This window comes from Limnohabitans sp. (assembly GCF_040401495.1).
In the GTDB taxonomy this organism is placed as follows: domain Bacteria; phylum Pseudomonadota; class Gammaproteobacteria; order Burkholderiales; family Burkholderiaceae_C; genus Limnohabitans.
On the sequence record NZ_JBBAOI010000005.1, the window covers coordinates 65,847 to 91,581 of the forward strand.

A 25,735-nucleotide genomic window follows, 5' to 3' on the forward strand; every position below is an offset into this window, starting at 1 on the left:
TTGATGCTGGGGCATGAACGTCCCCAAAAGCAAGAATATACATTGGTGTGAGTTTTGCTTTCTTTTGGTGCAAATCTGTTTTTTTCTTCTTTTTTGCACCTTCTTAGAACATAAAGCCCCTGGAGACATCATGGACGCACCCAAACAGGGCATAGACGCCTTGTTCATTCTTCTTGGCGCCATCATGGTTTTGGCCATGCATGCTGGTTTTGCTTTTTTAGAGCTTGGCACCGTTCGCAAAAAAAACCAAGTCAATGCTTTGGTGAAAATTTTGGTGGACTTCAGCATTTCCACCGTGGTTTATTTTGTTATCGGTTACAGCGTTGCTTACGGCACCTCGTTTTTCGTGGGGGCCGATGTCTTGGCTCAACACAACGGGTATGAGCTTGTGAAGTTTTTCTTCTTGCTCACCTTTGCCGCGGCCATTCCCGCGATTGTTTCTGGCGGAATTGCCGAACGTGCTCGCTTCTATCCTCAATTGATTGCAACGGCTGTTATCGTTGGGTTTATTTATCCCTTTTACGAAGGTATTGTTTGGAATCAGCATTTCGGTTTACAAGCTTGGCTCAAAGCCCTGACAGGCGAGGAATTTCATGATTTCGCTGGCTCGGTGGTGGTGCATGCTGTGGGTGGCTGGATAGCCTTGCCGGCTGTTCTTTTGCTTGGTGCGCGCAGCAACCGATACAAAAAAGATGGCGCCATTTCTGCACATCCGCCTTCAAGCATTCCATTTTTGGCTTTGGGTGCCTGGGTTTTGTGCGTGGGTTGGTTTGGCTTTAATGTCATGAGCGCTCAAACCATTGACAAAATTTCTGGCTTGGTTGCTGTCAACAGCCTCATGGCCATGGTGGGCGGCACCTTAACCGCTTTATGGCTTGGCAAAAACGACCCTGGTTTTGTTCACAACGGGCCTTTGGCGGGGTTGGTGGCCGTCTGCGCTGGATCAGACGTTATGCACCCCTTTGGGGCGTTGCTGGTGGGTGCTGTGGCAGGCGGTTTGTTTGTTGCCATGTTCACACTGACCCAAAACCGCTGGAAAATTGATGATGTTTTGGGTGTTTGGCCTTTGCATGGTATTTGTGGCACTTGGGGCGGTATTGCGGCTGGCGTTTTTGGCCTGCCATCCTTAGGCGGGTTAGGGGGCGTGAATGTCTGGGCTCAGCTTATGGGCACTCTCACTGGGGTCGTTTGGGCGGTTTGTTGTTCATTTCTTTTGTATGGCCTGCTCAAGGTCACCATGGGCTTGCGACTAAGCCAAGAAGAGGAGTTTGAAGGGGCAGACTTGACTATTCACAAGATCAATTCCAGCCCAGATCGTGAGGTAAGTTGGTAGTTTTTGTGGTTTTTTGATCTTTAAAATCGCAAATTGAGGATAAACACTTGGTTTTCTTCATGATATTTGTCTCATAATGGTTCGGACTGTGTTTTGCACTTGGGTGCGCGCGCAGCTTTCTGGTGATAGGTTAGTTTCGCTTCTTGACTTTCGTGGACAGGTGCAATCGGGACTCCGTCGCTTTTTTATATGTTTTTATGGAGTCCCTGAATGGGCAACAAACTGTACGTCGGCAATCTGCCATATTCCGTTCGCGATGGCGATTTGGAACAATCTTTTGGTCAATTTGGCACTGTCACCAGCGCCAAAGTCATGATGGAACGCGATACAGGTCGCTCCAAAGGCTTTGGTTTTGTTGAAATGGGCAGCGATGCTGAAGCCCAAGCAGCCATCAACGGTATGAACGGCCAACCACTTGGCGGTAGAAGCTTGGTGGTTAATGAAGCGCGTCCCATGGAGCCCCGCCCACCTCGTAGCGGTGGTGGAGGTTATGGCGGCGGCGGTGGCGGCGGTTATGGTGGCGGCGGTCGCGAAGGCGGCGGCGGTGGCGGTTATGGTGGCGGCGGTCGCGAAGGCGGCGGTGGTGGCTATGGCGGCGGCGGTGGTGGTGGTCGTCGCGAAGGCGGCGGCGGTTACGGTGGTGGCGGTCGTCGCGAAGGTGCAGCTGGCGGTAACGACGGCAATTTCCGCAGCCCCTATGGCGGCGGCGCACGCAACAGCAGCGGCTCTTCTGGCCGCAACGAGTATTGATCGCAGGCTCTAGAGCGTCTTGCTAAATCTAAGGGCTTGGAAATTCCAAGCCCTTTTTTATTGCTGCTTGCTTGGCACTAGCAACACCTTCACCTGGCCTTGTAATAAAAACCGCTGATTAAGGTTGTCAGCCTTCATACTGTTGGCTTGAAAACGGTTGTCCCCGCGCTCAATTTTGACTGGCGCATAAGTCACCAAACTGTCGGTGTTGGCAAACAAATGAATGAACTCGCTGCGCAGCGTCATGGCGGAATCTTGGTTACCCACGCCTTGCTTGTGCACCACGGCTTGACCCAACAGCTGTATTTCCGACCCGTCTTCATTGGACAAAGAGCGCTTAGCAACTGCTGTCGTCAAACGACCCGAACGGGAGACCGAATGCACCACAGGCCGCTCTATCAAATTGGTCAAGGTATCGGGAAAGTGCACAGAAGAAACGCCCTGCAAGTATGACTTCATGTCGCCTTGCAATGAATACGTCTTCAATATGAAATCGCGGGCAAAGTAATCTGGCTCATGCGAGGCCTTTGCCGAAACCGCCACCGAGAGCGCTTTAGGCGCATTGCGCACCAGCCACACACTGCCCCACAAAAGCATGGCCAATAAGACCATGGGCAATAAAGCCAAAAGCGTTTCTAATCGCTTGCGCCAACCCGATATTGGAACATGTGAAGGGAGTCTGGGCAGGCTGTTCATTTAAGTGCTTCTTGTAAAGCTGATTCATACAAACCCCTGCCAAGCAACAACAGATCGCACAAATCGCGCACAGCTCCGTTTCCGCCTGCCCGTGAACTAACCCAGTCGACGCGGGTAAGAACGTCTTCATGCGCATCGGGCGGTGCGGCCGAAAGACCTGCTGACATCAGCATGGGCAAGTCAGGCCAATCGTCGCCCATGGCCGCTACTTGAGGCCATTGCAACCCCAAAGAAGCCAGAAGTTCTTGTGCTGCCTTTTTTTTATCATGCACACCTGCATAAACACGGCTAATACCCAAGTCGGACAAACGCTTTCTTAAAGCCAAGCCATCACGCCCTGAGATGATGGCAACATGGACGTCATGTGCTTGCAATAGTTTCAAACCATGGCCATCAAGGGTATTGAAGGTTTTGGTTTGCTCGCCTTGGTCACTGTAATGCAAACCACCGTTGGTCAATACGCCGTCAACATCGAGCAGTAGCAGCTTGATGCGCTGCGCTTTTTCCAAAATTTCAGGGGAGTGCTGCATGGGTTTTGACATCAAATCACCTTGGCGCGCATCAAGTCGTTGCTGTTGAGAGCGCCACACAAGTGGTTCTCTTTATTCACCACCAACAATGAAGTGATGCGCAACTGCTCCATCAACTGCGCGGCCTCAGCCGCTAAAGCGTCTTGGGCAATGGTGGTAGGTTGCGCTCTCATCACGTCTTGCGCTTTTAAGGGCAGCACATTGATACCCTTTTCAATCAAGCGTCGCAAATCACCATCGGTGAATATGCCCAAAATATTTCCATCTTCATCAACCACAGCCGAAACCCCTAAGCCCTTTTGGCTCATCTCACGCATCAAGTCGGAAAAGTCGGTATCGGGCAAAACTTGGGGAACATCTTTGCCGCTTCTCATGACATCAGCGACATGGGTGAGAAGCCTTCTCCCCAAACTGCCCCCTGGGTGAGACAAGGCGAAGTCGCTAGACTTAAACCCGCGGGCGTCGAGTACCGCAACAGCCAAAGCGTCGCCCAGCGCCAACTGCGCGGTGGTGCTGGCGGTGGGTGCCAAGTTCATTGGGCAGGCTTCTTTTTCGACAGCACTGTCGAGCACAATCAACGCATGCTTTGCCAAAGTTGATTGAGCGTTTCCTGTCATTGCAATAAGCACAATGCCTTGACGCTTGATGATGGGCAGTATGGCTGACAACTCTTGACTTTCGCCACTGTTGGACAAAGCCAAAACCACGTCCTCTTTGGTGACCATGCCTAAGTCGCCATGGCTGGCTTCTGCAGGGTGTACAAAAAAGGCTGGCGTGCCTGTGGAGGCCAAAGTGGCCGCAATTTTTCGGCCTATGTGCCCGCTTTTGCCCATGCCCATGACAACTACGCGACCTTTAACGGCCAAGATGGCTTGCACCGCGGCGATGAAGTCTGCCCCCAGTCTTGATCGCAAGGCCAGCAACGCTTGGGCTTCCGTCGTCAGCACTTGCGCTGCAAGGTCTATCATTTTCTGGGTTTGGTGTATCAGGGCTTCTTTCATGGTGTTGATTATGCGGCGGCTTATTTGCCTATACAAAACCGTGAAAATATTTCACCCAGCAAGTCATCTGCGCTCATGTTGCCTGTCAAGCAAGAGAGTTGATGCTGTGCACAACGCAACTCTTCGGCTAACAAATCCAGCGCTGGGTTAGCTGCTTGCAGTACACCTAGCGCTTGTCCTAGATGTGTTTGTGCCTGTTCTAGGGCGTGTACATGCCTTTGCCGTGCTGAAAACACCCCCTCTTGATGCTCTGCTTGCCACCCTACACTTTTTAACAAATGAGCACGCAGCTCTTGCAGACCTTGGCCGGTTTTGGCAGAAATATAAAAAGCTGCTCGGTCTGACACAGATTGACTTTGCTTGGCGAGCAAATCCGTTTTGTTGAACACCTGCAGCAAAGGACTTTGGCTGTTTTTTTGCAGCATGATTTGATTTATCAAAGCTGTTTGGTCTTCTTCATAATTTGCGTCTTGTGTGCGGCTTAAATCATGTAACAGCACCACCACGTCGGCATCTGCTACCTGTGCCCATGCGCGTTCTATGCCAATTTTTTCAACCTCGTCTACGTAATTCGTGTCGCGCAATCCTGCCGTATCCACCACATGCACGGGAACGCCCTCCATAGAAATGGTTTGCGTCAGTACATCCCGCGTGGTACCGGCCACAGGTGTGACAATGGATGTGTCTTGCCCCGTCAACGCGTTTAGCAAAGAGCTCTTACCTGCATTGGGTTGACCTGCAATCACCATCTTCATACCGTCGCGCAACAAGGCGCCTTGGCGCGTTTTGGCGCACAACACATCGACTTCTTGCTGCATGGTTTGCACAAGTCCCGCGACATCGGCTTGGGTCACAAAATCGATGTCCTCTTCTGGAAAATCTAGACTGGCTTCGACCAACATACGTGCCCGTAAAAGCTGTTCTTGAAGCGTTTTAACGTGTTTGGAAAAGGCCCCCACCATAGAGCGGCCAGCGCTGCGAACCGCAGCTTGCGTTTGGGCATCAATCACATCGGACACCGCCTCGGCTTGGGCCAAGTCCATTTTGTGATTGAGGTAGGCGCGCTGTGTAAACTCCCCTGGTTGGGCTAGTCGCAGGCCTGCTAAGCCTACGTTTTTCTTTTGGGCAAACGCTAAGCAGCGCTCTACCAACATAGACATGACCACGGGTCCACCATGGCCTTGCAGCTCCAGAACATCTTCACCTGTATAGCTGTGTGGAGCTGGAAAAAACAGCGCCAAGACTTGGTCTACCATTTGCCCATTGTCATCACGAATATCAACCAAATATGCACGTCTAGGCTCTAAGCTTTGTTGACACAAGGCATTTGCAAACACATATAAACCTTTTGCGCTGATGCGCACCATGCCGACCGCGCCTTTGCCTGGTGGCGTGGCCACCGCGATGATGGGGGCATCGCGTTCACTGAGCATGGTTTAAGACTTGAAGCGCCGCTTGTCCGCGCTCATTATTGATGGAGAACGCCAAGCTGCTTGTTAATCATCCATTGCTGAGCGATGGACAAAATATTGTTAGACAACCAGTACAACACCAAGCCCGAAGGGAAAAAGAAAAACATGACACTAAAGGCCAAAGGCATGATCCACATCATCTTGGCTTGGATCGGGTCTGGCGGTGTAGGGTTGAGCCAGGTTTGTAAAAGCGAAGTAAGTGTCATCAATAAAGGCAATACAAACCAGGGGTCTGGTGCTGCCAAATCATGCACCCATCCAACCCAAGGCGCATTGCGCATTTCTACTGAAGACAACAGCACCCAATACAAGGCAATGAAGAAAGGAATTTGCACCGCAATGGGTAAGCACCCGCCTAGAGGGTTGACTTTTTCCTCGCGGTAAATTTTCATCATCTCCATTTGCATTTGCTGAGGGTTGTCTTTCAAACGCTCACGCATTTCCATGATTTTGGGATTGATGGCTTTCATCTTGCCCATGCTTTTATAAGCTTGTGAATTCAACCAGTAAAAGGCGATTTTTAAGACCACGACCAAGGCGACGATAGACCATCCCCAGTTACCAATAAAGCCAAATAGCTTGTCTAGCAACCAATACAAAGGCTTGGCCAATATGGTGAGCCAGCCGTAGTCCTTCACCAATTCCAATCCCGGGTAAAGGCCCTCCAAAAGCTTTTCCTCTTGAGGGCCGACAAACAACCGTGTTTGATGAATTTGTCTGCTTTCATTGGCCAATGCTGGCAGGGGTGCAACCATGCCGACCGAGTACAGGTTTGTATCAATTTTGCGTGCATACACATCACGCGCTTGGGCATCGTCCATCAACCACGCTGAAGCAAAATAATGCTGGACCATGGCCACATAACCTATGTCTGATTTTTTTTCAAAATCAATTTTATCCTTTTCAATGTCGGAGAACTCAATTTTTTGGTATTTTTTAGCGTTGGTAAACACCGCTGGTCCAGTGAAAGTTGAGTAGAAAGCTGACTCACCTTCTGGTTTGTTGCCATCTCTGACCAGCTGAACATAAATTTGGGGGGATACGGTTTCGCCTGATTGGTTCAGTATTTCGTGTTGAACCGCAATAACATAACTGTTTTTATTCACGGTATAGGTTTTGATGAGCTTAACGCCGCCCAATGTTTGCGACTCAAATCGTAAGACCAAGCTGTCTTCACCATCTTTAAAGCTACTTGGCGTGGTCAGACGCATGGGGCTTTTATGCGTGGGCCAACTCGCACCTGTAGGGCCGCCCACCAAGCCTGTTTGCGCCAAATAAACACGCTCTTTGGAGTTGTCCATCAAGGTGACATTGCTGCCGGGGCGATGCACGTCTTTGTGTTTGAGCAATTCCACATAGATCAAACTTGCGCCTTGCGTATCAAAACGCAGTTTTAAAAGCTTGGTCTGAACCTCAATTATTTCGGTTTTCGCTTGATTCGTGTCTGGTGCGCCTTCGCCTGGCACGGCGACTACCGCTTGTCTGGCAACAGGACTTGGCGCATCGTTTGTTAGTGTTGGCTCTATGGCCGCGACAGGTGGCGTTGTTGTTGGAAAAAATGTGGGTTTTTTCCCGTTATGTATTTGCCATTGGTCCCACAGCATGACCAAAGAAAAACCAAAAACAACCCAAAGTATGGTGCGGCGAATATCGTTCATGGTGTGTCTGCAATCGAAGGCGGTGTGGGTGAAAGAGTGGTGGTGCTGTACGGTTTGGGAACTGGGTCGTGTCCCCCGTCACACCATGGATGGCAACGACCCAAGCGACGCAAGGTTAAGTAACTTCCTTTTGCTGCACCGTGTAGATCTAGCGCGTCTAAAGCATAGGCGGAGCAGCTTGGGGTGAAGCGGCATGAAGAGCCCAGCCAGGGGCTGAGCACTAAGCGATAGCCTTTGACCAAGAAAACCAACAGTTTTTGCATCATGCTGCACTACCCTGTCGTATTAAAAGGTGCAATTCAGCTCTGACGGCATGACGAAGTTTTTCAGAACCAGCGCTGATGAAGCGCTTGGTGTCAAACGTTTTGCGCAAGCGAATGACGCGGTCCGCATCGGGCAAGTCTGTTGTCCAAGCTTCACGCCCCAAAGCGTGAATTTGTCTCTTGATCAGGTTTCTTGTCACTGCTTTACGCGCCCAGCGTTTGGGCACGACGGCGCCTAAGCGGCTTGTCGCGGCGCTGGTTTGCTGGTGCAAGGCAAAATGCGAGGTCACCGCTACGATGCCCGCAGACATGACCGCTTCAAAGTCTGCGCGCAGTGTCAGTTTGTCCACGTGGCGGGGCAAGCGACTCGCAAGCCTAGACGCAATCGCTTAAACAGCCAAACGTTTGCGGCCTTTGGCGCGACGTGCATTGATAACTGCACGCCCCCCGCGGGTTTTCATGCGCACCAAAAAACCATGGGTGCGAGCGCGGCGAGTTTTAGAGGGTTGGTATGTACGTTTCATGTGAGGTAGCCAAAAGCATATGGGAAATCTAAGATTATCCCTCAATTAAAGGCTATCACCAAGCTTTCTTCATGCATTGCTTGAAGTCAGGGATTTTTCTTTAACTTTTTTAATGGTCTGTGGATAAATTTTTGATAAACCAGCCTTAGCGGCCCTTAAAATGAAGCTTATCCACAGAATGGTCATGTTTTGAATAAGCTCACACCTACCCACGGTACGAACACGCCAAGTGCTGACGCAGGCCAGGCTTTGTGGCAAGCCTGTGTAGACCAATTGGCCCAAGAACTTCCTGAGCAGCAGTTCAATACCTGGATAAAACCACTGACCGCTTCGCTCTCGGACGATTTTTCCCGCATCCATATTGAAGTGGCAAACCGGTTCAAGCTTGACTGGATTCGAGCCCAATACGCCGGCCGTTTATCTGCACTGCTTCAGCAACTCTATGGCCAGGCCATTCACATCGATTTTCTTTTGGCGCCCAAAGAAGCGCCTTCTCGCCCCGTTGTAACTCGCGTTCTTAGCGAACCTGAAGATTTATCCCCTGCGCTAGGCGCTTCAGCAGACGCTGGCTTGCAAGGTTTTAAAAACCGCATCAATACCAGTCTGTGCTTTGATAATTTGGTTGAGGGCACGGCCAACCGTATGGCGCGTGCTGCGGCCATGCATGTGGCCAATGTGCCAGGTCAACTCTATAACCCTTTGTTTATTTATGGCGGTGTTGGCTTGGGCAAAACCCATTTGATGCACGCCGTGGGCAACCAACTGCTGGTTAACCGTCCCGACGCCAAGGTTTTATACATACACGCGGAGCAATTTGTCTCGGATGTGGTCAAAGCCTATCAGCGCAAGACATTCGATGAATTCAAACAGTATTACCACTCACTGGACTTGCTCTTGATCGACGATGTGCAGTTTTTTGCCAATAAAGACCGCACACAAGAAGAATTTTTCAACGCTTTTGAGGCCTTGCTCACAAAAAAGTCGCATATTGTGATGACCAGCGACACCTATCCCAAAGGTTTGACGGACATTCACGAGCGTTTAGTTTCGCGTTTTGACTCGGGCTTAACGGTGGCGATTGAACCCCCTGAACTCGAAATGCGAGTGGCCATTTTGATTGCCAAAGCGCGTAATGAAGGCGCCGAGATGCCTGAAGAAGTGGCTTTTTTTGTGGCTAAAAATGTGCGCTCCAACGTTCGGGAGTTGGAGGGGGCTTTGCGCAAAATATTGGCATATTCCCGATTTAACCAAAAAGATGTGTCAATTCAACTCGCCAGAGACGCACTTCGCGACTTGCTTTCCATTCAGAATCGGCAAATTTCTGTCGAAAACATTCAAAAAACCGTGGCAGACTATTACAAAATCAAAGTCGCGGACATGTATTCCAAGAAACGCCCCGCCTCGATTGCAAGACCTCGACAAATTGCCATGTATTTGGCCAAAGAGTTGACTCAAAAAAGCCTGCCTGAGATTGGTGAATTGTTTGGGGGCCGAGACCACACCACGGTTTTGCATGCGGTTAGGAAAATTTCTGCTGAAAGACAAACACTAAGCGACCTTAATCAGCAGCTGCATGTGCTTGAACAAACACTCAAAGGATAAAACCATTGACTTACCTTGCAAACCCTGTGCACAGTTTTGGCATAAACCATAGGTTATCCACAAGCTGGCTTCATTTCCAAAAGTTATCCCTTTCGGACGGTAAGAATTGGAAAGGGTTTCACACATGGTTTTATAATCATCAAGTCGTTGAAATAAAAGTGGAAAATACGCTTTTCCACAGAAACTGATGACCCTTATCTACTACTACTATTGAAATATAAAGAATTTAAAGAAGAGGATGACATGATTGTTTTGAAAGCGAGTCAAGAAAACATTGTTGCAGCTTTGCAATCGGTAGTGGGTATTGTTGAACGTCGTCACACCTTGCCTATCTTGGCCAATGTGATGATTCAAAAAACGCCGCAATCGGTTCAACTCACCAGCAGCGATTTGGAAATTCAAATCCGAACCGAAGCAGATTTGGGCGGCGACAATGCAAATTTCACCACCACGGTTGGTGCGCGCAAGTTGATGGACATTTTGCGCTCCATGCCCAGCGATCAAACGGTGAGTCTCGAGTCGCAACAAAACAAATTGATTCTCAAAAGTGGCAAGAGTCGTTTCACTTTACAAACTCTGCCTGCAGAAGACTTTCCTTTGGTACAAGAGTCGCCAAGTTTTGGTCCCTTGTTCAGTATTCCACAAAAGACATTGAAAGAGTTGTTGCATCAGGTGTCTTTTGCGATGGCTGTCCACGATATTCGCTACTATCTCAACGGCATTTTGTTCGTTGCTGAGGGCAAGCAACTGAGTCTGGTGGCAACTGACGGCCACCGCTTGGCTTATACCTCTGCCACACTTGAAACAGAAGTGCCTAAGCAAGAAGTGATTCTGCCGCGCAAAACAGTGCTGGAGTTGCTGCGTTTGCTCAGCGACAAAGAGGGCCTAATAGATATGCAGTTTGCCAACAACCAGGCAAAGTTCAAATTTGAAGGCAAGGAATTTGTAACGAAGTTGGTTGAAGGAAAGTTTCCCGACTACAACCGTGTTATTCCAAAAAATCACAAAAATGCAGTTTCCCTGGGCCGAGTGACTTTGCTCAACACACTTCAACGAACAGCTATTTTGACCAGCGATAAATTCAAGGGTGTGCGCATTAATCTTGAAACCGGTTTGTTACGCGTGGCTGCCAGCAATGCGGAGCAAGAGGAGGCTGTTGATGAAATTGAAGTGGACTACAACGGTGACAGCATAGAAATTGGTTTTAATGTCACCTACTTGATCGATGTTTTGACGAATATGTCACAAGACATGGTTCGCATGGATTTAGCTGACTCCAACAGCTCAGTTCTGGTCACCATGGCTGAAAACCCCAATTTCAAGTACGTTGTTATGCCCATGCGCATTTAATGCCTTATCCCTTTTGTGCTTTGTGCACAGTGAATTGAGTTATGAATCCCTCACAAGAATTACCAGAAGACGGCGTTAAGCCAGAGCAAGTCATGGGAGATCAATCCTATGGTGAAAGTTCAATCCAAATCCTCGAAGGTTTAGAAGCCGTACGCAAGCGCCCTGGCATGTACATCGGCGACACGTCGGACGGCACGGGTTTACACCATTTGGTGTTTGAGGTGGTCGACAACTCCATCGACGAGGCCTTGGCGGGTCATTGCGACGATATCGTGGTCACTATCCATTCGGACAACTCCATCAGCGTGACCGACAACGGCCGCGGCATCCCCACGGGCGTGAAGATGGACGACAAACACGAACCTAAACGCAGTGCCTCAGAAATTGCCCTCACCGAGCTGCATGCGGGTGGCAAGTTCAACCAAAACAGCTACAAGGTGTCTGGTGGTTTGCACGGCGTGGGTGTGTCGTGCGTGAACGCACTGTCCAAATGGCTTCGCTTGGTGGTGCGCCGCGAAGGCAAGGTCCACACCATTGAGTTTGCCAAAGGCTTTGTGCAAAACCGTTTACTGGAAATGGTCGATGGCGTGGAAGTCTCTCCCATGCGCATCACCGGCGAGACAGACAAGCGCGGCACAGAAGTGCATTTTTTGCCCGATACCGACATCTTTATCCAAAACCACGAGTTCCATTACGAGATTTTGAGCAAGCGCTTGCGCGAACTCAGCTACTTGAACAACGGTGTGCGCATCCGCTTGATGGACGAGCGCACCGGCAAAAACGATGACTACTCGGGCGCTGGTGGCGTGGCCGGTTTTGTGCAGTTCATCAATGCGGGTAAAAAAATTCTGCACCCCAATGCGTTTTATGCCGAGGGCGAGCGCCCTGCGGAAACCTATGGTGGTATCCCTGGCACCCACATTGGTGTGGAAGTGGCCATGCAATGGAACGAAAGCTACAACGAGAGCGTGCTGTGTTTCACCAACAACATTCCCCAGCGCGACGGAGGCACCCACCTCACTGGCTTGCGTGCGGCCATGACGCGGGTGATCAACAAATACATTGAAGAGCATGAGCTGGCCAAAAAAGCCAAGGTTGAGGTGACGGGTGACGACATGCGCGAAGGCCTGTGCTGTGTGCTGTCGGTCAAAGTGCCCGAGCCCAAATTCAGCAGCCAAACCAAAGACAAACTGGTGTCGAGCGAAGTGCGCGCACCCGTAGAAGACATTGTCGGCAAGGTGTTGGGCGACTATTTACAAGAGCGCCCCAACGACGCCAAGATGATTTGCGGCAAGATCATCGATGCCGCCCGCGCCCGCGAAGCGGCTCGCAAAGCACGTGAAATGACACGCCGCAAAGGCGTGCTCGACGGTATGGGCTTGCCCGGTAAGCTGGCCGACTGCCAAGAAAAAGACCCGGCGCTGTGTGAAATTTACATCGTCGAGGGCGACTCCGCGGGCGGTTCGGCCAAGCAAGGCCGCGACAGAAAGTTTCAAGCCATATTGCCCCTGCGCGGCAAAATTTTGAATGTGGAAAAAGCGCGTTACGAAAAGCTGCTCACCAGCAATGAAATTTTGACGCTGATCACCGCTTTAGGCACCGGCATTGGCAAGGTGAGCGCCGAGTCGGGCAAGTCAGGGACCGACGACTTCAACATCGACAAACTGCGTTACCACCGCATCATCATCATGACCGATGCCGACGTGGACGGCGCGCACATCCGCACGTTGCTTTTGACCTTCTTCTATCGCCAAATGCCCGAGTTGGTCGAGCGCGGCCACATCTATATTGCCCAACCGCCTTTGTACAAAGTGAAAGTAGGCAAGGAAGAGCAGTACTTGAAGGATCAGTTGGCTTTAGATCTGTTTTTGCTAAAGGTTGCTTTGAAGGACGCCAGTTTGCTGACGGGTGGCAACAACCCACAAACGCTTTCGGGGGACACCTTGGCCGAGTTGGCGCGCAAGCACCAAGTGGCAGAGGCTGTTATTGCCCGCTTGAGTAGCATCATGGACGCTGAGGCCTTGCGCGGCATGGCCGATGGCGTTGCTTTGAATTTGGACAGTTTGGACCAAGCCCAAGTGTCGGCGGCTGCCTTGCAAATCAAGTTGCGAGAACTCGGTAGCGGCTCTGAAGTTGCCGCAGAGTTTGATGTGCGCACCGACAAACCTATTCTGCGCTTAAGCCGCCATCACCATGGCAATGTGAAAAGCAGCGTCATCACCCAAGATTTTGTTCATGGTGCTGACTATGCAGCCTTGGCCGAAGCCGCGTCTACGTTTCGCGATTTGATCGGCGAGGGTGCGCGTATTGAGCGAGGCGATGGCGAGCGGCGCAAGGAAGAAAAAATTGGCGATTTCCGACAAGCCATGAAATGGTTGATTGGGCAAGCTGAAAACGCAACCTCACGCCAGCGTTACAAAGGTCTTGGTGAGATGAACCCAGCGCAACTGTGGGAAACCACCATGGATCCTACGGTGCGCCGTTTGTTGCGCGTGCAAATTGACGACGCCATCGAAGCCGATCGCGTCTTCACCATGTTGATGGGTGACGAGGTAGAGCCGCGACGTGTCTTTATTGAAACCAATGCGCTACGGGCGGGCAATATTGACGTTTAAGCGGCGCTGACGCCACGCATGCCGTGCCTGGCAATGCTTGTCTTAATGTCTGTTGCCTGCGCATCTAGAAATGTTTGAAGCCCTTCTTTGACAACGCTGCTGTGGCTGGGGTGACAGCCCATGGCTTGCGCAATGGCCATGAAAGGTGGGGAGAGCATTTGCAGTTGCGGGTGTTTCTTCACTTCTTCTGACATGGCGTGTTGGAGTCCTGCCGCCACCTCGTAGCCATTGGCTAAAAACACGGACATCACTTCTTGTGTGGATGCGGCTCGTATCAACTCGGCCTTTTGGATCTGCCGAGTCAAGAATAAATCGTAGGCGCTGCCAAGCCCCACGACGATGCGGTTGTTTCCTTGATCGATCTCTTGAGCGGTTTCTATGCCCTTGTTTTTTCTGACGACGTAACACGCATCGATATGCAAATAGGCTTGGGTGAATGCGATATCTTTGGCGCGTGTTGGGTCGATGGCAAAAAATCCGATGTCTGCGCGTTTGTTTGCGATAGCAGCAACCGATTCTTTTGCTGTTTGAACCATTTGCATTTCAAGTTCAACCCCAAGTTGTTTTGCCAATGCTTTCGCTATTTCCACGCTGATGCCCTGCGGTGCTTGGCTCTTTGGGTTGAGTTGTGCGAGCAAGGCGTTGCCTAGGTTGATGCAGACGCGCAGCGCGCCTGTGGGAGTAAGTTGCTGTGTCCAGACCATGGTGTTTGTGGATTTAAAAGCCCTTTTTGCCGTTGCCGACATTGGGCACGCATTGTGTCATTGAAGGCGGGCGCATAAAATCATTCGTTTTGTGCAAGGTGGCCATGGTTTATCCAGACAGTTTCGATGTGTTGGTGGTGGGTGGCGGACACGCAGGCACCGAAGCGGCGCTGGCGGCTGCACGCATGGGTTGCCGTACCTTGCTGCTTACCCACAAGATTGAAACCTTGGGTCAAATGAGTTGCAACCCCTCTATTGGCGGCATAGGCAAAGGCCATTTGGTGAAAGAGCTCGATGCCATGGGTGGTGCCATGGCTTTGGCGACTGACATGGCGGGCATTCAGTTTCGAGTCTTGAATCGCTCCAAAGGTCCTGCGGTTCGTGCCACCCGAGCCCAAGCAGACCGCATTCTTTACAAGGCCGCGATTCGCCACCGCTTGGAAAACCAACCCAATTTATGGCTTTTTCAACAAGCGGTAGATGACCTGATGCTAGAGGGCTCGAGGGTTGTTGGTGCAATCACGCAAGTGGGCATATGCTTTCGCGCAAAGTCAGTGGTTCTAACAGCGGGTACGTTTTTGGATGGGAAAATCCATGTGGGCTTGGACAACTATGCGGCTGGCCGCGCAGGAGACCCGCCTGCTGGCCGGCTTTCGGCGCGCTTGAAAGAGCTTCGCCTGCCACAAGGTCGCTTGAAGACCGGTACGCCACCCCGCATCGATGGTCGAAGCATTGATTTTTCCAAATGCAGCGAACAAGCTGGCGATGGAATGCTGGGCGGTGAGTCAGAGCAAATACCGGTTTTCAGTTTCATGGGTCGTGCTGAGATGCACCCCGAACAAAGGCCTTGTTGGATCACGCACACCAATGAGCGAACCCATGAGATCATTCGTTCCGGCTTTGACAGAAGTCCAATGTTCACCGGCAAGATTGACGGCGTTGGCCCCAGATATTGTCCCAGTGTGGAGGACAAGGTCAACCGTTTTGCCGATAAAGCCAGCCACCAAATTTTCCTTGAGCCCGAGGGCTTGACGACCGACGAGTACTACCCCAACGGCATATCCACCAGTTTGCCTTTTGATATTCAGCTCTCGTTGGTTCGCTCAATCGCTGGTTTAGAAAATGCCCATATCTTGCGCCCTGGGTATGCGATTGAATATGACTTTTTTGATCCGCGTGAACTCAAGCGCAGCTTTGAAACCAAGGCAATTGAGGGCCTGTTTTTCGCCGGACAAATCAATGGCACCACGGGTTATGAAGAGGCTGCAGCACAAGGCTTGTATGCGGGCGCGAATGCGGCCTTGCAATGCAAGGGGCTGCCCGCTTTGACGCTTGGTCGTGAAGAGGCTTACTTGGGTGTGTTGGTCGATGACTTGGTGAATCAAGGCGTCGTGGAGCCCTATCGGATGTTCACCAGCCGCGCAGAGTACCGCCTACGGCTAAGAGAAGACAACGCCGATATGCGCCTCACCGAGGCTGGGCGCAAAATCGGCCTGGTCGCTGACGAGCAATGGGATAAATTTAACCGCAAGCGGGACGCTGTTTCACGTGAAACAGAGCGCCTTCGCTCTTTGTGGGTGAGCCCCGCCAACCTTGCTGCGGCTGAGTCGGAGCGAGTTTTGGGCAAGGCCATCGACCATGAGTACAGCTTGGCCGACTTGCTGCGCAGGCCAGAAATTGCGTATGAAGACCTGATGGGGCTGGATGGCGGGCGCTTTGTCTCGGCCGATATTCTTGCCCTGGACGCTGTTTCACGTGAAACAGTGATCGAGCAAATCGACATTGCCGCCAAATACGCTGGTTATATCGACCGCCAGAACGATGAGGTAGAGCGAGCGGCGCATTACGAAAACATGGCATTACCCGAGAATCTCGATTATTTGGCTATTTCAGCGCTAAGTGTTGAGGTTAGGCAAAAGCTAGACAAGCACCGGCCAGAAACCTTGGGCCAAGCATCGCGACTTTCTGGCGTCACGCCAGCGGCTATCTCTTTGCTGTTGGTGTATTTGCGTCGCGCACGCATGGGCCAATTTGCAGGCGCTGGCAAGGCGGCGGCTTGAGTCTTGGCCTAGAGCCGCGCCTTCGTCAGGGGGCAGAGATTCTGGGTTTGCGCTTGACGGATGGCCAGTACCACCACCTCTTGCGCTATATGGACTTGTTGCAGAAATGGAATCGGGTCTACAACCTGACAGCCGTCAAGAACCCTGAAGATATGTTGACGCAGCATGTTTTGGACTGTTTGGCGGTGGTACGTCCCTTGAAAGAGGCCACGCCCATAGCCAAAAGCCTGTTAGACGTAGGCGCAGGCGGCGGCCTGCCCTCGGTGATTTTGGCCATTGCCTGTCCCGACCTCATGGTGTTGGCGGTCGACGCCGTTGCCAAAAAAACCGCCTTTATTCAAAGCACGGCCCATGCTTTGGGTTTGGCGAATCTTCAAGCGCAACACACAAGGGTTGAGTCATTGAGCCAGACATTTGATGTGGTGAGCTCCCGCGCTTATGCCTCCTTGAAGGACTTTGTTACAAGTTCGGGGGCGTGTTTGGCGCCCAATGGGCGCTGGATGGCCATGAAAGGCATTGTTCCAACGGAAGAAATCGCCCATTTACCAAGTGATGTCGAGGTGGTTCAAACACAGCTTTTGTCTGTTCCAGGCCTTGACGCGCAACGCTGCTTGGTCTGGATGCGCCCAAAACAAGGCGTCTAAATCCTCGCGGTTGGCGATTGTTTCACGTGAAACAGTCACATTCCGGCGCAAATCGGCAGGGCGTGCCTTACACTCTGCCCTCCCCGCAAAAGGATTCACCATGTTTGGTATTGCAGACTACCCCGCCTTTGTGCTGGCAGTCATTGTTTTCTTGGCTATTCCAGGCCCTGGTAATTTGGCCTTGTTGACTTCGACCGCCAAGGGCGGTTTGCGTGGCGGCTTGGCGGCCACCTTGGGCGTGATGGCTGGGGACCAAGTGTTGATGTGGGCGGCGGTGGCGGGCGTGGCAGCTGTTTTGGTCACCCAGCCTGAGTTTTTTCAGGCCCTACAATTGTTGGGCGCGGCCTATTTGTCTTACATAGGCTACAAAATGTGGACGGCCAAAGCGGGTGACGCGCCCATTATTAACATCACTGTTGGTCAATATTTTCGACAATCCCTTTGGATCACTTTACTCAACCCCAAGGCCATCATGTTTTACATGGCCTTTTTTCCCTTGTTCATAGACCCGCAGGCACACGCTGGCCTGAAGACCTTTGGCGTGATGGCTTTGACGGTGGCGGCATTGACGTTTTTGTATGGCCTGATCATCTGCGTATTGGCCCAACGCCTGTCAACCCGCCTTCAGCAGCGACCATGGATTGCCCGTGCTTTGCAAAAAATCGGCGGTGGCTTGTTGGTGGCTTTTGGTTTGAAACTAGTCTTGAGTAAATAAACATGGCCAAAATCTTTTGTATTGCCAACCAAAAAGGTGGCGTAGGCAAGACCACTACCACTGTGAATTTGTCAGCTGCGTTGGCCGCCATTGGTCAGCGTGTCCTGATGGTTGACTTGGACCCGCAAGGCAATGCCACCATGGGCTCGGGTGTCGATAAGCGACAGTTGACACACTCTGTTTACGATGTGTTGTTGGGTGAGAGCACCATTGCCCAAGCCCGCGTCAGCAGCCATTGGGGCGAGGCCGCCGCCAAGCCCAATGCAGCCAAATACCATGTCTTGGGCGCCAACCGCGAATTGGCCGGCGCTGAGGTGGAATTGGTCAGCTTAGAGCAGCGAGAGATGAGACTCAAACTTGCGTTGCAAGAAGTGGCGCAAGAGTACGACATTGTGCTTATAGACTGCCCGCCATCCCTGTCTTTGCTGACCCTTAATGGCCTGTGTTCTGCGCACGGCGTGATCGTGCCCATGCAGTGCGAATACTTTGCCCTCGAGGGACTTACCGATTTGGTCAACACCATTAAACAAGTACACGCCAACCTCAACCATGATTTGAAAATCATTGGTCTGTTGCGCGTGATGTTTGACCCACGTATCACTTTGCAAATGCAGGTAAGCGATCAACTCAAAGCGCATTTTGGCGACAAGGTGTTCAACACCTTGATACCTCGCAACGTGCGCTTGGCTGAAGCACCCAGCTATGGCTTGCCTTGCGTGGTGTTTGACCCCAGCGCCAAAGGCAGCCAAGCCTTTATCGACTTTGCCAAAGAGCTGGTCGTGCGTTTCGAAACTTTTTGACTCACAGGATAAGCATGGCGACCAAAAAAATCAAAGGACTGGGACGAGGACTGGAGGCCTTGTTGGGCCCCACTGCCACTGAAGCTGCAACTGCTTTAGACGATCGCCCACCTTCTTCCTTGGCATTGGACGTCATGGTGGCTGGCGTCTACCAGCCACGCACCCGCATGGATGAAGGCAGCTTGTACGAGCTGGCCGAGAGCATCAAAGCCCAAGGCATCATGCAGCCGATTTTGGTACGTATGGTTCATGTGGGCGCGAATGCGGGCAAGTACGAAATCATCGCAGGGGAGAGGCGTTTTCGCGCCGCCAAACTGGCCGGCTTAAGCGAGGTGCCGGTGTTGGTGCGTGACGTGCCAGACCAAGCCGCCGCCGCCATGGCCTTGATTGAAAACATGCAACGCGAAGACCTCAACCCTTTGGAAGAGGCGCAAGGTTTGCAGCGCCTGATCAAAGAGTTTGGCTTGACCCATGAGGATGCCGCTCAATCCGTGGGCCGCTCACGCAGTGCCGCCAGCAACCTGCTGCGCCTTTTGAATTTGGCCGATCCCGTGCAAACCATGTTGATGGCGGGGGACTTGGACATGGGCCACGCCAGAGCCTTGTTGTCCCTCGACAAGGCGGCTCAAATCACCGCGGCCAATCAAATCAGTGCTAAAAAACTCTCGGTCCGAGAGGCTGAAAGCTTGGCCAAAAAAATTGGCGCCGAGTTCTCTTTGGTATCCCAAAAACCCAAAAAAGAAAAGTCGCGAGACTTAAAGCGAGTGGAGGAGGAGTTGGCCGATTTGCTTACCGCCCAAGTGGAAATTCGCATCAAAAAAACCGTCAAACGCCATGGGCGGATGGAGGACATGGGCGAAGTCGCCATCTCATTTGGTTCTTTGGATGCGCTCAATGGCATCATCGACAAATTGCGTGTCACTTGAGTGCCAAAGAGGTTCAGCGTTTACCTCAGCAGACATGCCACGCTATTTCTAGAATAATCAACCTTGTTCCCAGTTGGAGAAGATAACCATGATGACCACCCTTGCTCGCCGCGCATTCACCGCCTGCGTGTTGGCCTTGCTCACACACAGCGTATTAGCCCAAGAAACTTTCAAAATCGGCATCGTCAGTTTTTTGTCTGGCCAAGCCGCTGAAAGCTTTGGCATACCCGCAGTCAATGGCGCCAAACTCTTGGTCGATGCCTTTAACAAAGGCCAAGCGCCCGCACCCTACAACAAGCCTGGTATTGGTGGCATGCCCATCGAGGTCATTTACGTTGACGAAGCCGGAGGAGCTACCAAGCAGGTGCAAGAGTTGCGCAACCTGTATGAGCGTGACAAAGTCGACGTGGTGGTGGGTTATGTGGGCTCTGGCGACTGCTTGGCGGTTGCCCCCGTCGCAGAAGAACTGAAGAAGTTTTTGATTTTGTACGACTGCGGCACCCCCCGCATTTTTGAAGACAACACTTTCCGTTACGTGTTTCGCACCGCCGCGCATGCCACCATGGACAACGTGTCCATGGCGCGGTATTTGAAGGCCCGCAATATCCCCGTCAAAACCTACAACCTCATCAACCAAGATTACGCTTGGGGCCAAGACTCACGCAAAGACTTTATGTTGTCGATGGCGAATTTATACCCCGAGGCCAAAGCTGGCGTTGACCAATTGCCCAAATTTGGCGCAGGTCAGTATGGCACCGAAATTTCAGCGCTCATGTCACAGCCCGCCGACTTGGTTCACTCCAGTTTATGGGGCGGCGATTTGCAAGCCTTTGTGTTGCAGGCCGGCCCGCGTGGCCTGTTTAAAAAATCGCAAGTGGTGTTGACCGCAGGCGACCACGTCTTGCCAGGCTTGGGCGAAAAAATGCCCGACGGCACCATTTTGGGTGCCCGCGGTGCGTATGGCTTGATGGCGCCACCCTCGCCTCTGAACACCTGGTTCTGGGACCTTTACAGCAAGGCCAATAATGTGTATCCCGTGCAAGCGCCTTACCGCATGGCGCAAGCCCTTATGGGTTTGAAATTGGCTGCAGAAAAGGCCATGGCCGCCAACAAGGGCAAAAAGCCATCTACCGAGGTGTTGGCCGCCTCCCTCAGGGGCAGCGAGTGGATGTCGCCTGGCGGCAAGATTCACATGGCGCTCTCCAACGGGCAGCAAGCCATTCAAGACTCAGCCATTGGCCGCACCCAATGGGATGCCACCAAAAAAATGGTGGTGCTCAACGACATCCAACGCTTTAACGCAGAGTGTGTGAATCCGCCGCTCAATGTCAAGTCTGAAGATTGGTTGAAATCGGGTTTTGCTGGCGCCAAGTGCGATGACAAAAAGCCCACCAAAAAATAAGCCACTGTGAATTTAGTGCTCACCATCGCCATAGATGGCGTGACCTATGCGTCATGGCTGTTCATCGTCGCCTTGGGCCTGACCTTGGTGTTTGGCGTCTTGAAAATCCTCAACATCGCCCATGGCAGTTTCTATGCTTTGGGGGCGTACGTTACCGCGACCTTGGTGTCCTTAGCCGCATCGATGGCGTTGCCACCTGTCATGTCCTTGGTGGCGATGCTGTTGGCCGCCGTGTTGGTGGCCGTTTTGGTCGCCCCTTTGACCGAGCGAGGGCTGTTGCGGTTTTTTTATGGCCGCGATGAGGTGTTGTTGGTGTTGGTCACCTACGCCATGTTTTTGATGATGGAAGACATCACCAAATTGATTTGGGGAGCCAATCCTTACTATGTGTCCGAGCCCTATGGCATGTTTGGCAACATCGATATCGGTAGCCAAACTTATGTGGGCTACGACTTTGTGTTGGTGGCCTTGGCGGTGGTGGTGGGTTTGGGTGTTTGGTGGGGCTTGAACCGCACCCGCTTTGGCAAGATCGTGACCGCCGTGATTCACAGTGCCGAGGTGGCCTCTAGCATGGGAATACAGGTGTCGCGTGTCTATATGTTGGCGTTTGCCGTGGGTATTTTTTTGGCCGCCTTGGGTGGGGCGTTCACTGCGCCCATGCTGTCGGTGCAACCCGGCTTGTCGGTGGGCGTGATCATCATCTCGTTTGCGGTGGTCATCATTGGCGGCTTGGGCAGCATCGAGGGTGCGGCCATAGGCGCATTGATTGTGGGCTTGGCCCGCGCATTGGCGGTCCATGTGTGGCCGGTGGCCGAGTTGTTCTCGGTGTATTTGGTCATGGCCTTGGTGTTGATGTTTCGCCCTCAAGGTTTGTTTCAGCGCATACAGGCACGAAAAATTTAAACCATGTCACTAAGCGCCCTGTTACTGCGAGCGTTGGTCGTGCTGCTGGTGTTGGCTGGCGTGGGTTATGCCCTTCCCTCGTGGATGCAATTCATGCTCACCATGGCCATGGCCAATGGCTTGGTGTCTTTAGGCATCGTCTTGCTCATGCGTGGCGGCGTGGTGGCTTTTGGCCAAGGCCTGATGTCGGCCATTGGTGGATATGCCGCTGCTTTGGTGTTTTTGCAATGGGGCGTCACGGATGCGGTTGTGCTTGCATTGCTTGGCGGCATGAGCGCCATGCTCATTACTGCACCATTTACGCCTTTGCTCGCGCGCTACCGAGGCATTTTCTTTTCCATGCTGACCTTGGCCCTGTCCATGGTTGGCTATGGCTTGTTGGTGAAAACCGAGTCCTTGGGCGGCTCGGATGGTTTCAATATGGGCCGTGTCACCCTTTTGGGTCAGACGCTGGCAGATGGCGATGTGCGTTTTGGTTTGTACGCCACCACTTTGGTGCTGTCATTGGTTTGCGCGGTGCTGGTGCGCATTTACTTTTTGTCCAGCCGAGGCTTGGTCACCCGCGCCGTGCGTGACAACGAATTGCGGGTGGAGTATTTGGGCGGCTCTGTCAGCCAAACCATGAGCTTGAACTTTGTCTTGTCAGCATTCTTGGGCGGCATGGGCGGCGCTTTGGCGGTGATGGCCTTGGGACACATCGACCCCAACTTCAGCTACTGGACCACCTCGGGCGAGTTTGTGTTTGTGGCCATCTTGGCGGGTAGCCAAAGCGTGGTGGCGGTGATGCTGTCGTCTTTGGTGCTGGAGATGGTGCGTTCTTTTTCCAGCGCATATTTTCCCAACACCTGGCAATTGGCCTTGGGTATTTTTCTGTTGCTGGTGATTCGGTTCATGCCATTGGGCTTGGGCTCTTTGTGGAGCAAGACCGAAAAACCATCGGAGAATGAGGCATGAGCGAAGCGCTTTTGTTACACGCCCAAGGCTTGAACAAACAATTTGGCGCCGTGGTTGCTGCGCAAGACGTGAATGTGCGCGTCAAGACCGGCGAGCGGGTCAGCTTGATCGGCAGCAATGGCGCAGGCAAGACCACATTTGTGAACATGATCACCGGCTATGTCCGCGCTGACAGCGGCAGCATAGCCTTGGGCGGCACCGACATCAGCAGCATGAATCCTCGTCAAATCACCCGCATGGGTGTGGCGCGTTCATTTCAAATACCGCAGCTCTGCGCGAGCATGACGGTGCTGGAAAACATGCTGGTGGCTTTGGCATGCCATGAAAACAGGTTGTCCACGTGGCTGCCAGCAGCATCGAGCCAGCGTGTTCAGCGCGCGCACGAGGTGTTGTCCCGCTTTAACCTGCTGAAATGCCGTGACCGTTTGGTGTCCGAATTGCCCGGGGGCCTTCGCAAACTCATTGACATCGCTTTGGCCATGACGGGCTCGCCACGCCTGTTGCTGTTGGACGAGCCCACCAGTGGCGTCGCAGCGCAAGAAAAATTCCCCATGATGGACACCATCATGCAGGCCTTGGAAGGTCAAGCCTTGACGGTGCTGTTTGTGGAACACGATATGGATATCGTCAACCGCTACTGCGACAGGGTGGTGGCGTTTTACAGCGGCCGCATCATCGCTGACGATGTGCCCTCTGTGGCATTGGCGCAAACTGATGTGCGCCGTTACGTCACCGGCGAGCGACTGCCAGAGGATACGCCCCATGCTTGAGCTTCGTGATGTGCATGTGGATATCGCCTCAGCGCAAGTTTTGCGCGGGCTGCGCTTGCAAGTTGCCAAGGGACAGATGGTCGGCTTGGTGGGGCGCAATGGCGCGGGAAAAACCAGCACGTTGCGCAGCATCATGGGGCATTTGATACCCCGCATAGGACAGATTCTTTTGGATGGTCAAGACGTGGTGCAGATGCCCGCCCATGTGCGAGCCGGCTTGGGCGTCGGCTATATGCCCGAAGACCGTGGCTTGGTGCCTGAACTCACCGTGGAAGAAAACATCGTTTTGCCGTTGTGGGTCAGTCCCACGCTCGATGTGAACCAGCGGTTAGCGTGGGTCTACGAGGTCTTGCCCGAGCTCAAAGCCATGTCAGATCGGCGTGCTTTATTGCTGTCGGGGGGTCAACAAAAACTCGTGGCGCTGGCCCGAGCCTTGGGCGTAGGCACACGTTTGTTGCTGCTGGACGAACCCTTCGAGGGTGTGGCGCCTGCTTTGTCCATGCGCTTGGCCGAGGTGATTGGACAGCTAAAGTCCACCGATTTGTCGGTCTTGATTGCCCAGTCTGATGTTAACCATGCCAACGATTTGCTGGACACGCAAGTGGTGATTGAGCGCGGCGCGAATCAGGCTTAGTACAAAAATACCTTGCCGGGGTTCATGATGTTTTTCGGGTCCAGCGCATGCTTGATGGTGCGCATCATGGCCACCGCACCTGCACCCGCTTCTGTGACCAAAAAATCCATTTTGTGCAAACCAATGCCGTGCTCGCCAGTGCAAGTGCCTTCTAAAGACAGGGCGCGGGCAACCAGCTTGTTGTTGAGGTCTTCGGCGGTGGCACGCTCTTGGGCGCTGTTGGGGTCGATCAAATAACCGAAGTGGAAGTTGCCGTCGCCCACATGACCAACCAAGAAATACGGGATGCCCGAGGCTTCAACCTCGGCGACAGAGTCCAGCAAGCAGTCGGCCAAGCGCGAAATGGGCACACAGGTGTCGGTGCTGATGGCGCGGCAACCTGGGCGGCTTTGAATACCCGCAAAGTAGGCGTTGTGCCTAGCGGTCCACAAGCGGGTGCGCTCTTCGGGGGTGGTGGCCCACTCAAAAGCATGGCCTTCGAACTCGCAAGCAATTTCCTGAACGGTTTCGGCCTGCTCTTTCACGCTCGCGGGTGAGCCGTGAAACTCCATCAACAGCATGGGTTGCTCGGGCAAAGTGAGCTTGGAATGGGCGTTCACCATGCGCACCGCATGGGCGTCGATCAACTCCACACGCGCAATGGGTATGCCCATTTGGATGATTTGAATCGTGGTTCGCACCGCTGCTTCTATGCTGGGGAAAGAGCAGGTAGCCGCAGAGACGGCTTCGGGCAAAGGGTAGAGCTTGACCGTGATTTCGGTGATGACACCCAGCGTGCCTTCGCTGCCCACCATCAAGCGCGTCAGGTCGTAGCCCGCAGAGGATTTTCGTGCCCGCGTGCCTGTGCGAATGACTTCACCGCTGGCGGTGACCACTTCGAGCCCCAAGACGTTTTCACGCATGGTGCCGTAGCGTACTGCGTTGGTGCCACTGGCGCGGGTGGCGCTCATGCCGCCAAGTGTGGCGTCGGCCCCTGGGTCGATGGGGAAAAACAAGCCCGTGCTTTTGATTTCCTCATTCAGCTGTTTGCGAGTGACGCCTGCTTGCACAGTCACTGTCAGGTCCTCGGGGTTGATGGACAGCACTTTGTTTAAGCGCCCTAAGTCGATGCTGATGCCGCCTTGTACCGCCAGCAAGTGGCCCTCTAGCGAGGTACCCACGCCAAAAGGAATAATGGGTACGTTGTAGGACGCAGCCATGCGCACGGTTTGCGAGACATCGTCGGTGGACTCGGCAAAGATCACCGCAGCAGGCGGAGGTACGGTGGTGTAGGCGGACTCATCGCGACCATGTTGTTCACGCACCACCAGCGCGGTGCTGCAGCGATCGCCAAAGTGGGCTTTGAGCTCAGCGATCAGCGCAGCGGGAACCTCGCGTTGGTTCACCTCGGGGATTAAATGTTGAACGGTGGTGGGTGCATTCATGACGG

At 52.8% G+C, this 25,735-nt stretch carries 25 protein-coding genes; 15 read left to right on the plus strand and 10 right to left on the minus strand.

Features of this window, described 5'->3' with window-relative positions; translation table 11 throughout:
* Positions 1 to 130 precede the first annotated feature (130 nt).
* Complete coding sequence (locus tag AC9UEO_RS05375) at positions 131 to 1,333, plus strand: ammonium transporter (RefSeq protein WP_509530778.1); 1,203 nt, start codon at positions 131 to 133, stop codon at positions 1,331 to 1,333.
* A 210-nt stretch (positions 1,334 to 1,543) separates the two neighbouring features.
* A complete protein-coding gene (gene rbp, locus AC9UEO_RS05380) occupies positions 1,544 to 2,083 on the plus strand; it encodes an RNA-binding regulator (protein WP_509530780.1) in 540 nt (179 codons plus the stop codon).
* Between the two features lie 57 nt (positions 2,084 to 2,140).
* Here the strand turns inward: rbp and lptC are convergent, their stop codons facing one another.
* From lptC to rpmH, 8 genes are read right to left on the minus strand one after another with little or no spacing between them, the layout of a single operon-like run.
* Positions 2,141 to 2,779: an LPS export ABC transporter periplasmic protein LptC gene (gene lptC, locus AC9UEO_RS05385; RefSeq protein WP_509530782.1), complete on the minus strand. Its 639-nt coding sequence runs from the start codon at positions 2,777 to 2,779 to the stop codon at positions 2,141 to 2,143.
* Positions 2,776 to 3,321 carry a KdsC family phosphatase gene (locus AC9UEO_RS05390; protein WP_509530784.1) on the minus strand — a complete coding sequence of 182 codons (546 nt, stop codon included), beginning with the start codon at positions 3,319 to 3,321 and terminating at the stop codon, positions 2,776 to 2,778. The genes lptC and AC9UEO_RS05390 overlap by 4 nt, the downstream gene beginning before the upstream one ends.
* Positions 3,321 to 4,310 carry a KpsF/GutQ family sugar-phosphate isomerase gene (locus AC9UEO_RS05395; protein WP_509530786.1) on the minus strand — a complete coding sequence of 330 codons (990 nt, stop codon included), beginning with the start codon at positions 4,308 to 4,310 and terminating at the stop codon, positions 3,321 to 3,323. Before AC9UEO_RS05395 ends, AC9UEO_RS05390 begins: the two co-directional genes overlap by 1 nt.
* A gap of 20 nt (positions 4,311 to 4,330) precedes the next feature.
* Complete coding sequence (gene mnmE / locus AC9UEO_RS05400) at positions 4,331 to 5,743, minus strand: tRNA uridine-5-carboxymethylaminomethyl(34) synthesis GTPase MnmE (RefSeq protein WP_509530788.1); 1,413 nt, start codon at positions 5,741 to 5,743, stop codon at positions 4,331 to 4,333.
* Between the two features lie 35 nt (positions 5,744 to 5,778).
* Complete coding sequence (yidC, locus tag AC9UEO_RS05405) at positions 5,779 to 7,440, minus strand: membrane protein insertase YidC (protein ID WP_509530790.1); 1,662 nt, start codon at positions 7,438 to 7,440, stop codon at positions 5,779 to 5,781.
* On the minus strand, positions 7,437 to 7,706 hold the full coding sequence (gene yidD, locus AC9UEO_RS05410) for a membrane protein insertion efficiency factor YidD (protein WP_509530792.1): 270 nt from the start codon (positions 7,704 to 7,706) through the stop codon (positions 7,437 to 7,439). The genes yidC and yidD overlap by 4 nt, the downstream gene beginning before the upstream one ends.
* The gene (rnpA, locus tag AC9UEO_RS05415) at positions 7,703 to 8,053 is read right to left on the minus strand and encodes a ribonuclease P protein component (RefSeq protein WP_509530794.1); all 351 of its coding nucleotides are present in this window, start codon (positions 8,051 to 8,053) and stop codon (positions 7,703 to 7,705) included. The genes yidD and rnpA overlap by 4 nt, the downstream gene beginning before the upstream one ends.
* 39 nt (positions 8,054 to 8,092) lie before the next feature.
* The gene (gene rpmH / locus AC9UEO_RS05420) at positions 8,093 to 8,227 is read right to left on the minus strand and encodes a 50S ribosomal protein L34 (protein ID WP_005798102.1); all 135 of its coding nucleotides are present in this window, start codon (positions 8,225 to 8,227) and stop codon (positions 8,093 to 8,095) included.
* A 189-nt stretch (positions 8,228 to 8,416) separates the two neighbouring features.
* Here rpmH and dnaA point away from each other — a divergent pair, with 189 nt between their 5' ends.
* The 3 genes from dnaA to gyrB all read left to right on the plus strand — a co-directional run bounded on the left by dnaA (position 8,417) and on the right by gyrB (position 13,794).
* On the plus strand, positions 8,417 to 9,829 hold the full coding sequence (gene dnaA, locus AC9UEO_RS05425) for a chromosomal replication initiator protein DnaA (protein WP_509530797.1): 1,413 nt from the start codon (positions 8,417 to 8,419) through the stop codon (positions 9,827 to 9,829).
* Between the two features lie 243 nt (positions 9,830 to 10,072).
* Positions 10,073 to 11,179: a DNA polymerase III subunit beta gene (gene dnaN, locus AC9UEO_RS05430; protein WP_509530799.1), complete on the plus strand. Its 1,107-nt coding sequence runs from the start codon at positions 10,073 to 10,075 to the stop codon at positions 11,177 to 11,179.
* Positions 11,180 to 11,271: 92 nt separating this feature from the next.
* Entirely contained in the window at positions 11,272 to 13,794 is a 2,523-nt protein-coding gene (gene gyrB / locus AC9UEO_RS05435; protein WP_509530950.1) for a DNA topoisomerase (ATP-hydrolyzing) subunit B, read from the plus strand.
* On the opposite strand, the gene AC9UEO_RS05440 is transcribed toward gyrB, so the two are convergent.
* Positions 13,791 to 14,498 (minus strand): transporter substrate-binding domain-containing protein, encoded by a 708-nt coding sequence (locus AC9UEO_RS05440; RefSeq protein ID WP_509530801.1) that lies wholly within the window; start codon positions 14,496 to 14,498, stop codon positions 13,791 to 13,793. The genes gyrB and AC9UEO_RS05440 overlap by 4 nt on opposite strands.
* A 104-nt stretch (positions 14,499 to 14,602) precedes the next feature.
* Here AC9UEO_RS05440 and mnmG point away from each other — a divergent pair, with 104 nt between their 5' ends.
* The 10 genes from mnmG (at position 14,603) to AC9UEO_RS05490 (ending at position 24,306) form a co-directional block, all read left to right on the plus strand.
* Positions 14,603 to 16,558: a tRNA uridine-5-carboxymethylaminomethyl(34) synthesis enzyme MnmG gene (mnmG, locus tag AC9UEO_RS05445; protein ID WP_509530803.1), complete on the plus strand. Its 1,956-nt coding sequence runs from the start codon at positions 14,603 to 14,605 to the stop codon at positions 16,556 to 16,558.
* Positions 16,555 to 17,202: a 16S rRNA (guanine(527)-N(7))-methyltransferase RsmG gene (gene rsmG, locus AC9UEO_RS05450; protein ID WP_509530805.1), complete on the plus strand. Its 648-nt coding sequence runs from the start codon at positions 16,555 to 16,557 to the stop codon at positions 17,200 to 17,202. Before mnmG ends, rsmG begins: the two co-directional genes overlap by 4 nt.
* 100 nt (positions 17,203 to 17,302) lie before the next feature.
* Entirely contained in the window at positions 17,303 to 17,917 is a 615-nt protein-coding gene (locus tag AC9UEO_RS05455; RefSeq protein ID WP_509530807.1) for a LysE family translocator, read from the plus strand.
* A 2-nt stretch (positions 17,918 to 17,919) separates the two neighbouring features.
* Positions 17,920 to 18,717 (plus strand): ParA family protein, encoded by a 798-nt coding sequence (locus tag AC9UEO_RS05460; RefSeq protein WP_509530809.1) that lies wholly within the window; start codon positions 17,920 to 17,922, stop codon positions 18,715 to 18,717.
* Between the two features lie 14 nt (positions 18,718 to 18,731).
* A complete protein-coding gene (locus AC9UEO_RS05465) occupies positions 18,732 to 19,643 on the plus strand; it encodes a ParB/RepB/Spo0J family partition protein (protein ID WP_509530811.1) in 912 nt (303 codons plus the stop codon).
* Between the two features lie 88 nt (positions 19,644 to 19,731).
* The gene (locus tag AC9UEO_RS05470) at positions 19,732 to 21,045 is read left to right on the plus strand and encodes an ABC transporter substrate-binding protein (RefSeq protein ID WP_509530813.1); all 1,314 of its coding nucleotides are present in this window, start codon (positions 19,732 to 19,734) and stop codon (positions 21,043 to 21,045) included.
* A 6-nt stretch (positions 21,046 to 21,051) separates the two neighbouring features.
* Positions 21,052 to 21,948: a branched-chain amino acid ABC transporter permease gene (locus AC9UEO_RS05475; RefSeq protein ID WP_509530815.1), complete on the plus strand. Its 897-nt coding sequence runs from the start codon at positions 21,052 to 21,054 to the stop codon at positions 21,946 to 21,948.
* Between the two features lie 3 nt (positions 21,949 to 21,951).
* Positions 21,952 to 22,902: a branched-chain amino acid ABC transporter permease gene (locus AC9UEO_RS05480; RefSeq protein WP_509530817.1), complete on the plus strand. Its 951-nt coding sequence runs from the start codon at positions 21,952 to 21,954 to the stop codon at positions 22,900 to 22,902.
* A complete protein-coding gene (locus tag AC9UEO_RS05485) occupies positions 22,899 to 23,672 on the plus strand; it encodes an ABC transporter ATP-binding protein (RefSeq protein WP_509530819.1) in 774 nt (257 codons plus the stop codon). Before AC9UEO_RS05480 ends, AC9UEO_RS05485 begins: the two co-directional genes overlap by 4 nt.
* A complete protein-coding gene (locus AC9UEO_RS05490) occupies positions 23,665 to 24,306 on the plus strand; it encodes an ABC transporter ATP-binding protein (RefSeq protein ID WP_509530821.1) in 642 nt (213 codons plus the stop codon). Before AC9UEO_RS05485 ends, AC9UEO_RS05490 begins: the two co-directional genes overlap by 8 nt.
* On the opposite strand, the gene AC9UEO_RS05495 is transcribed toward AC9UEO_RS05490, so the two are convergent.
* Positions 24,303 to 25,730: an FAD-binding oxidoreductase gene (locus tag AC9UEO_RS05495; protein ID WP_509530823.1), complete on the minus strand. Its 1,428-nt coding sequence runs from the start codon at positions 25,728 to 25,730 to the stop codon at positions 24,303 to 24,305. The two genes, AC9UEO_RS05490 and AC9UEO_RS05495, sit on opposite strands and share 4 nt — an antisense overlap.
* Positions 25,731 to 25,735: the final 5 nt, after the last annotated feature.

What these genes read in the sequence shown, in the direction of transcription:
- AC9UEO_RS05480 (WP_509530817.1), top strand. Translation starts at nt 21,952, where the DNA reads ATGTCACTAAGCGCCCTGTTACTGCGAGCGTTGGTCGTGCTGCTGGTG.
- rbp (WP_509530780.1), top strand. Translation starts at nt 1,544, where the DNA reads ATGGGCAACAAACTGTACGTCGGCAATCTGCCATATTCCGTTCGCGAT.
- AC9UEO_RS05495 (WP_509530823.1), bottom strand. Translation starts at nt 25,730, where the DNA reads ATGAATGCACCCACCACCGTTCAACATTTAATCCCCGAGGTGAACCAA.
- mnmG (WP_509530803.1), top strand. Translation starts at nt 14,603, where the DNA reads ATGGTTTATCCAGACAGTTTCGATGTGTTGGTGGTGGGTGGCGGACAC.
- gyrB (WP_509530950.1), top strand. Translation starts at nt 11,272, where the DNA reads ATGGGAGATCAATCCTATGGTGAAAGTTCAATCCAAATCCTCGAAGGT.
- yidC (WP_509530790.1), bottom strand. Translation starts at nt 7,440, where the DNA reads ATGAACGATATTCGCCGCACCATACTTTGGGTTGTTTTTGGTTTTTCT.
- mnmE (WP_509530788.1), bottom strand. Translation starts at nt 5,743, where the DNA reads ATGCTCAGTGAACGCGATGCCCCCATCATCGCGGTGGCCACGCCACCA.
- AC9UEO_RS05460 (WP_509530809.1), top strand. Translation starts at nt 17,920, where the DNA reads ATGGCCAAAATCTTTTGTATTGCCAACCAAAAAGGTGGCGTAGGCAAG.
- AC9UEO_RS05395 (WP_509530786.1), bottom strand. Translation starts at nt 4,310, where the DNA reads ATGAAAGAAGCCCTGATACACCAAACCCAGAAAATGATAGACCTTGCA.
- AC9UEO_RS05375 (WP_509530778.1), top strand. Translation starts at nt 131, where the DNA reads ATGGACGCACCCAAACAGGGCATAGACGCCTTGTTCATTCTTCTTGGC.
- AC9UEO_RS05440 (WP_509530801.1), bottom strand. Translation starts at nt 14,498, where the DNA reads ATGGTCTGGACACAGCAACTTACTCCCACAGGCGCGCTGCGCGTCTGC.
- AC9UEO_RS05465 (WP_509530811.1), top strand. Translation starts at nt 18,732, where the DNA reads ATGGCGACCAAAAAAATCAAAGGACTGGGACGAGGACTGGAGGCCTTG.
- lptC (WP_509530782.1), bottom strand. Translation starts at nt 2,779, where the DNA reads ATGAACAGCCTGCCCAGACTCCCTTCACATGTTCCAATATCGGGTTGG.
- AC9UEO_RS05470 (WP_509530813.1), top strand. Translation starts at nt 19,732, where the DNA reads ATGATGACCACCCTTGCTCGCCGCGCATTCACCGCCTGCGTGTTGGCC.
- AC9UEO_RS05485 (WP_509530819.1), top strand. Translation starts at nt 22,899, where the DNA reads ATGAGCGAAGCGCTTTTGTTACACGCCCAAGGCTTGAACAAACAATTT.
- yidD (WP_509530792.1), bottom strand. Translation starts at nt 7,706, where the DNA reads ATGATGCAAAAACTGTTGGTTTTCTTGGTCAAAGGCTATCGCTTAGTG.
- dnaN (WP_509530799.1), top strand. Translation starts at nt 10,073, where the DNA reads ATGATTGTTTTGAAAGCGAGTCAAGAAAACATTGTTGCAGCTTTGCAA.
- AC9UEO_RS05455 (WP_509530807.1), top strand. Translation starts at nt 17,303, where the DNA reads ATGTTTGGTATTGCAGACTACCCCGCCTTTGTGCTGGCAGTCATTGTT.
- AC9UEO_RS05490 (WP_509530821.1), top strand. Translation starts at nt 23,665, where the DNA reads ATGCTTGAGCTTCGTGATGTGCATGTGGATATCGCCTCAGCGCAAGTT.
- rpmH (WP_005798102.1), bottom strand. Translation starts at nt 8,227, where the DNA reads ATGAAACGTACATACCAACCCTCTAAAACTCGCCGCGCTCGCACCCAT.
- AC9UEO_RS05390 (WP_509530784.1), bottom strand. Translation starts at nt 3,321, where the DNA reads ATGTCAAAACCCATGCAGCACTCCCCTGAAATTTTGGAAAAAGCGCAG.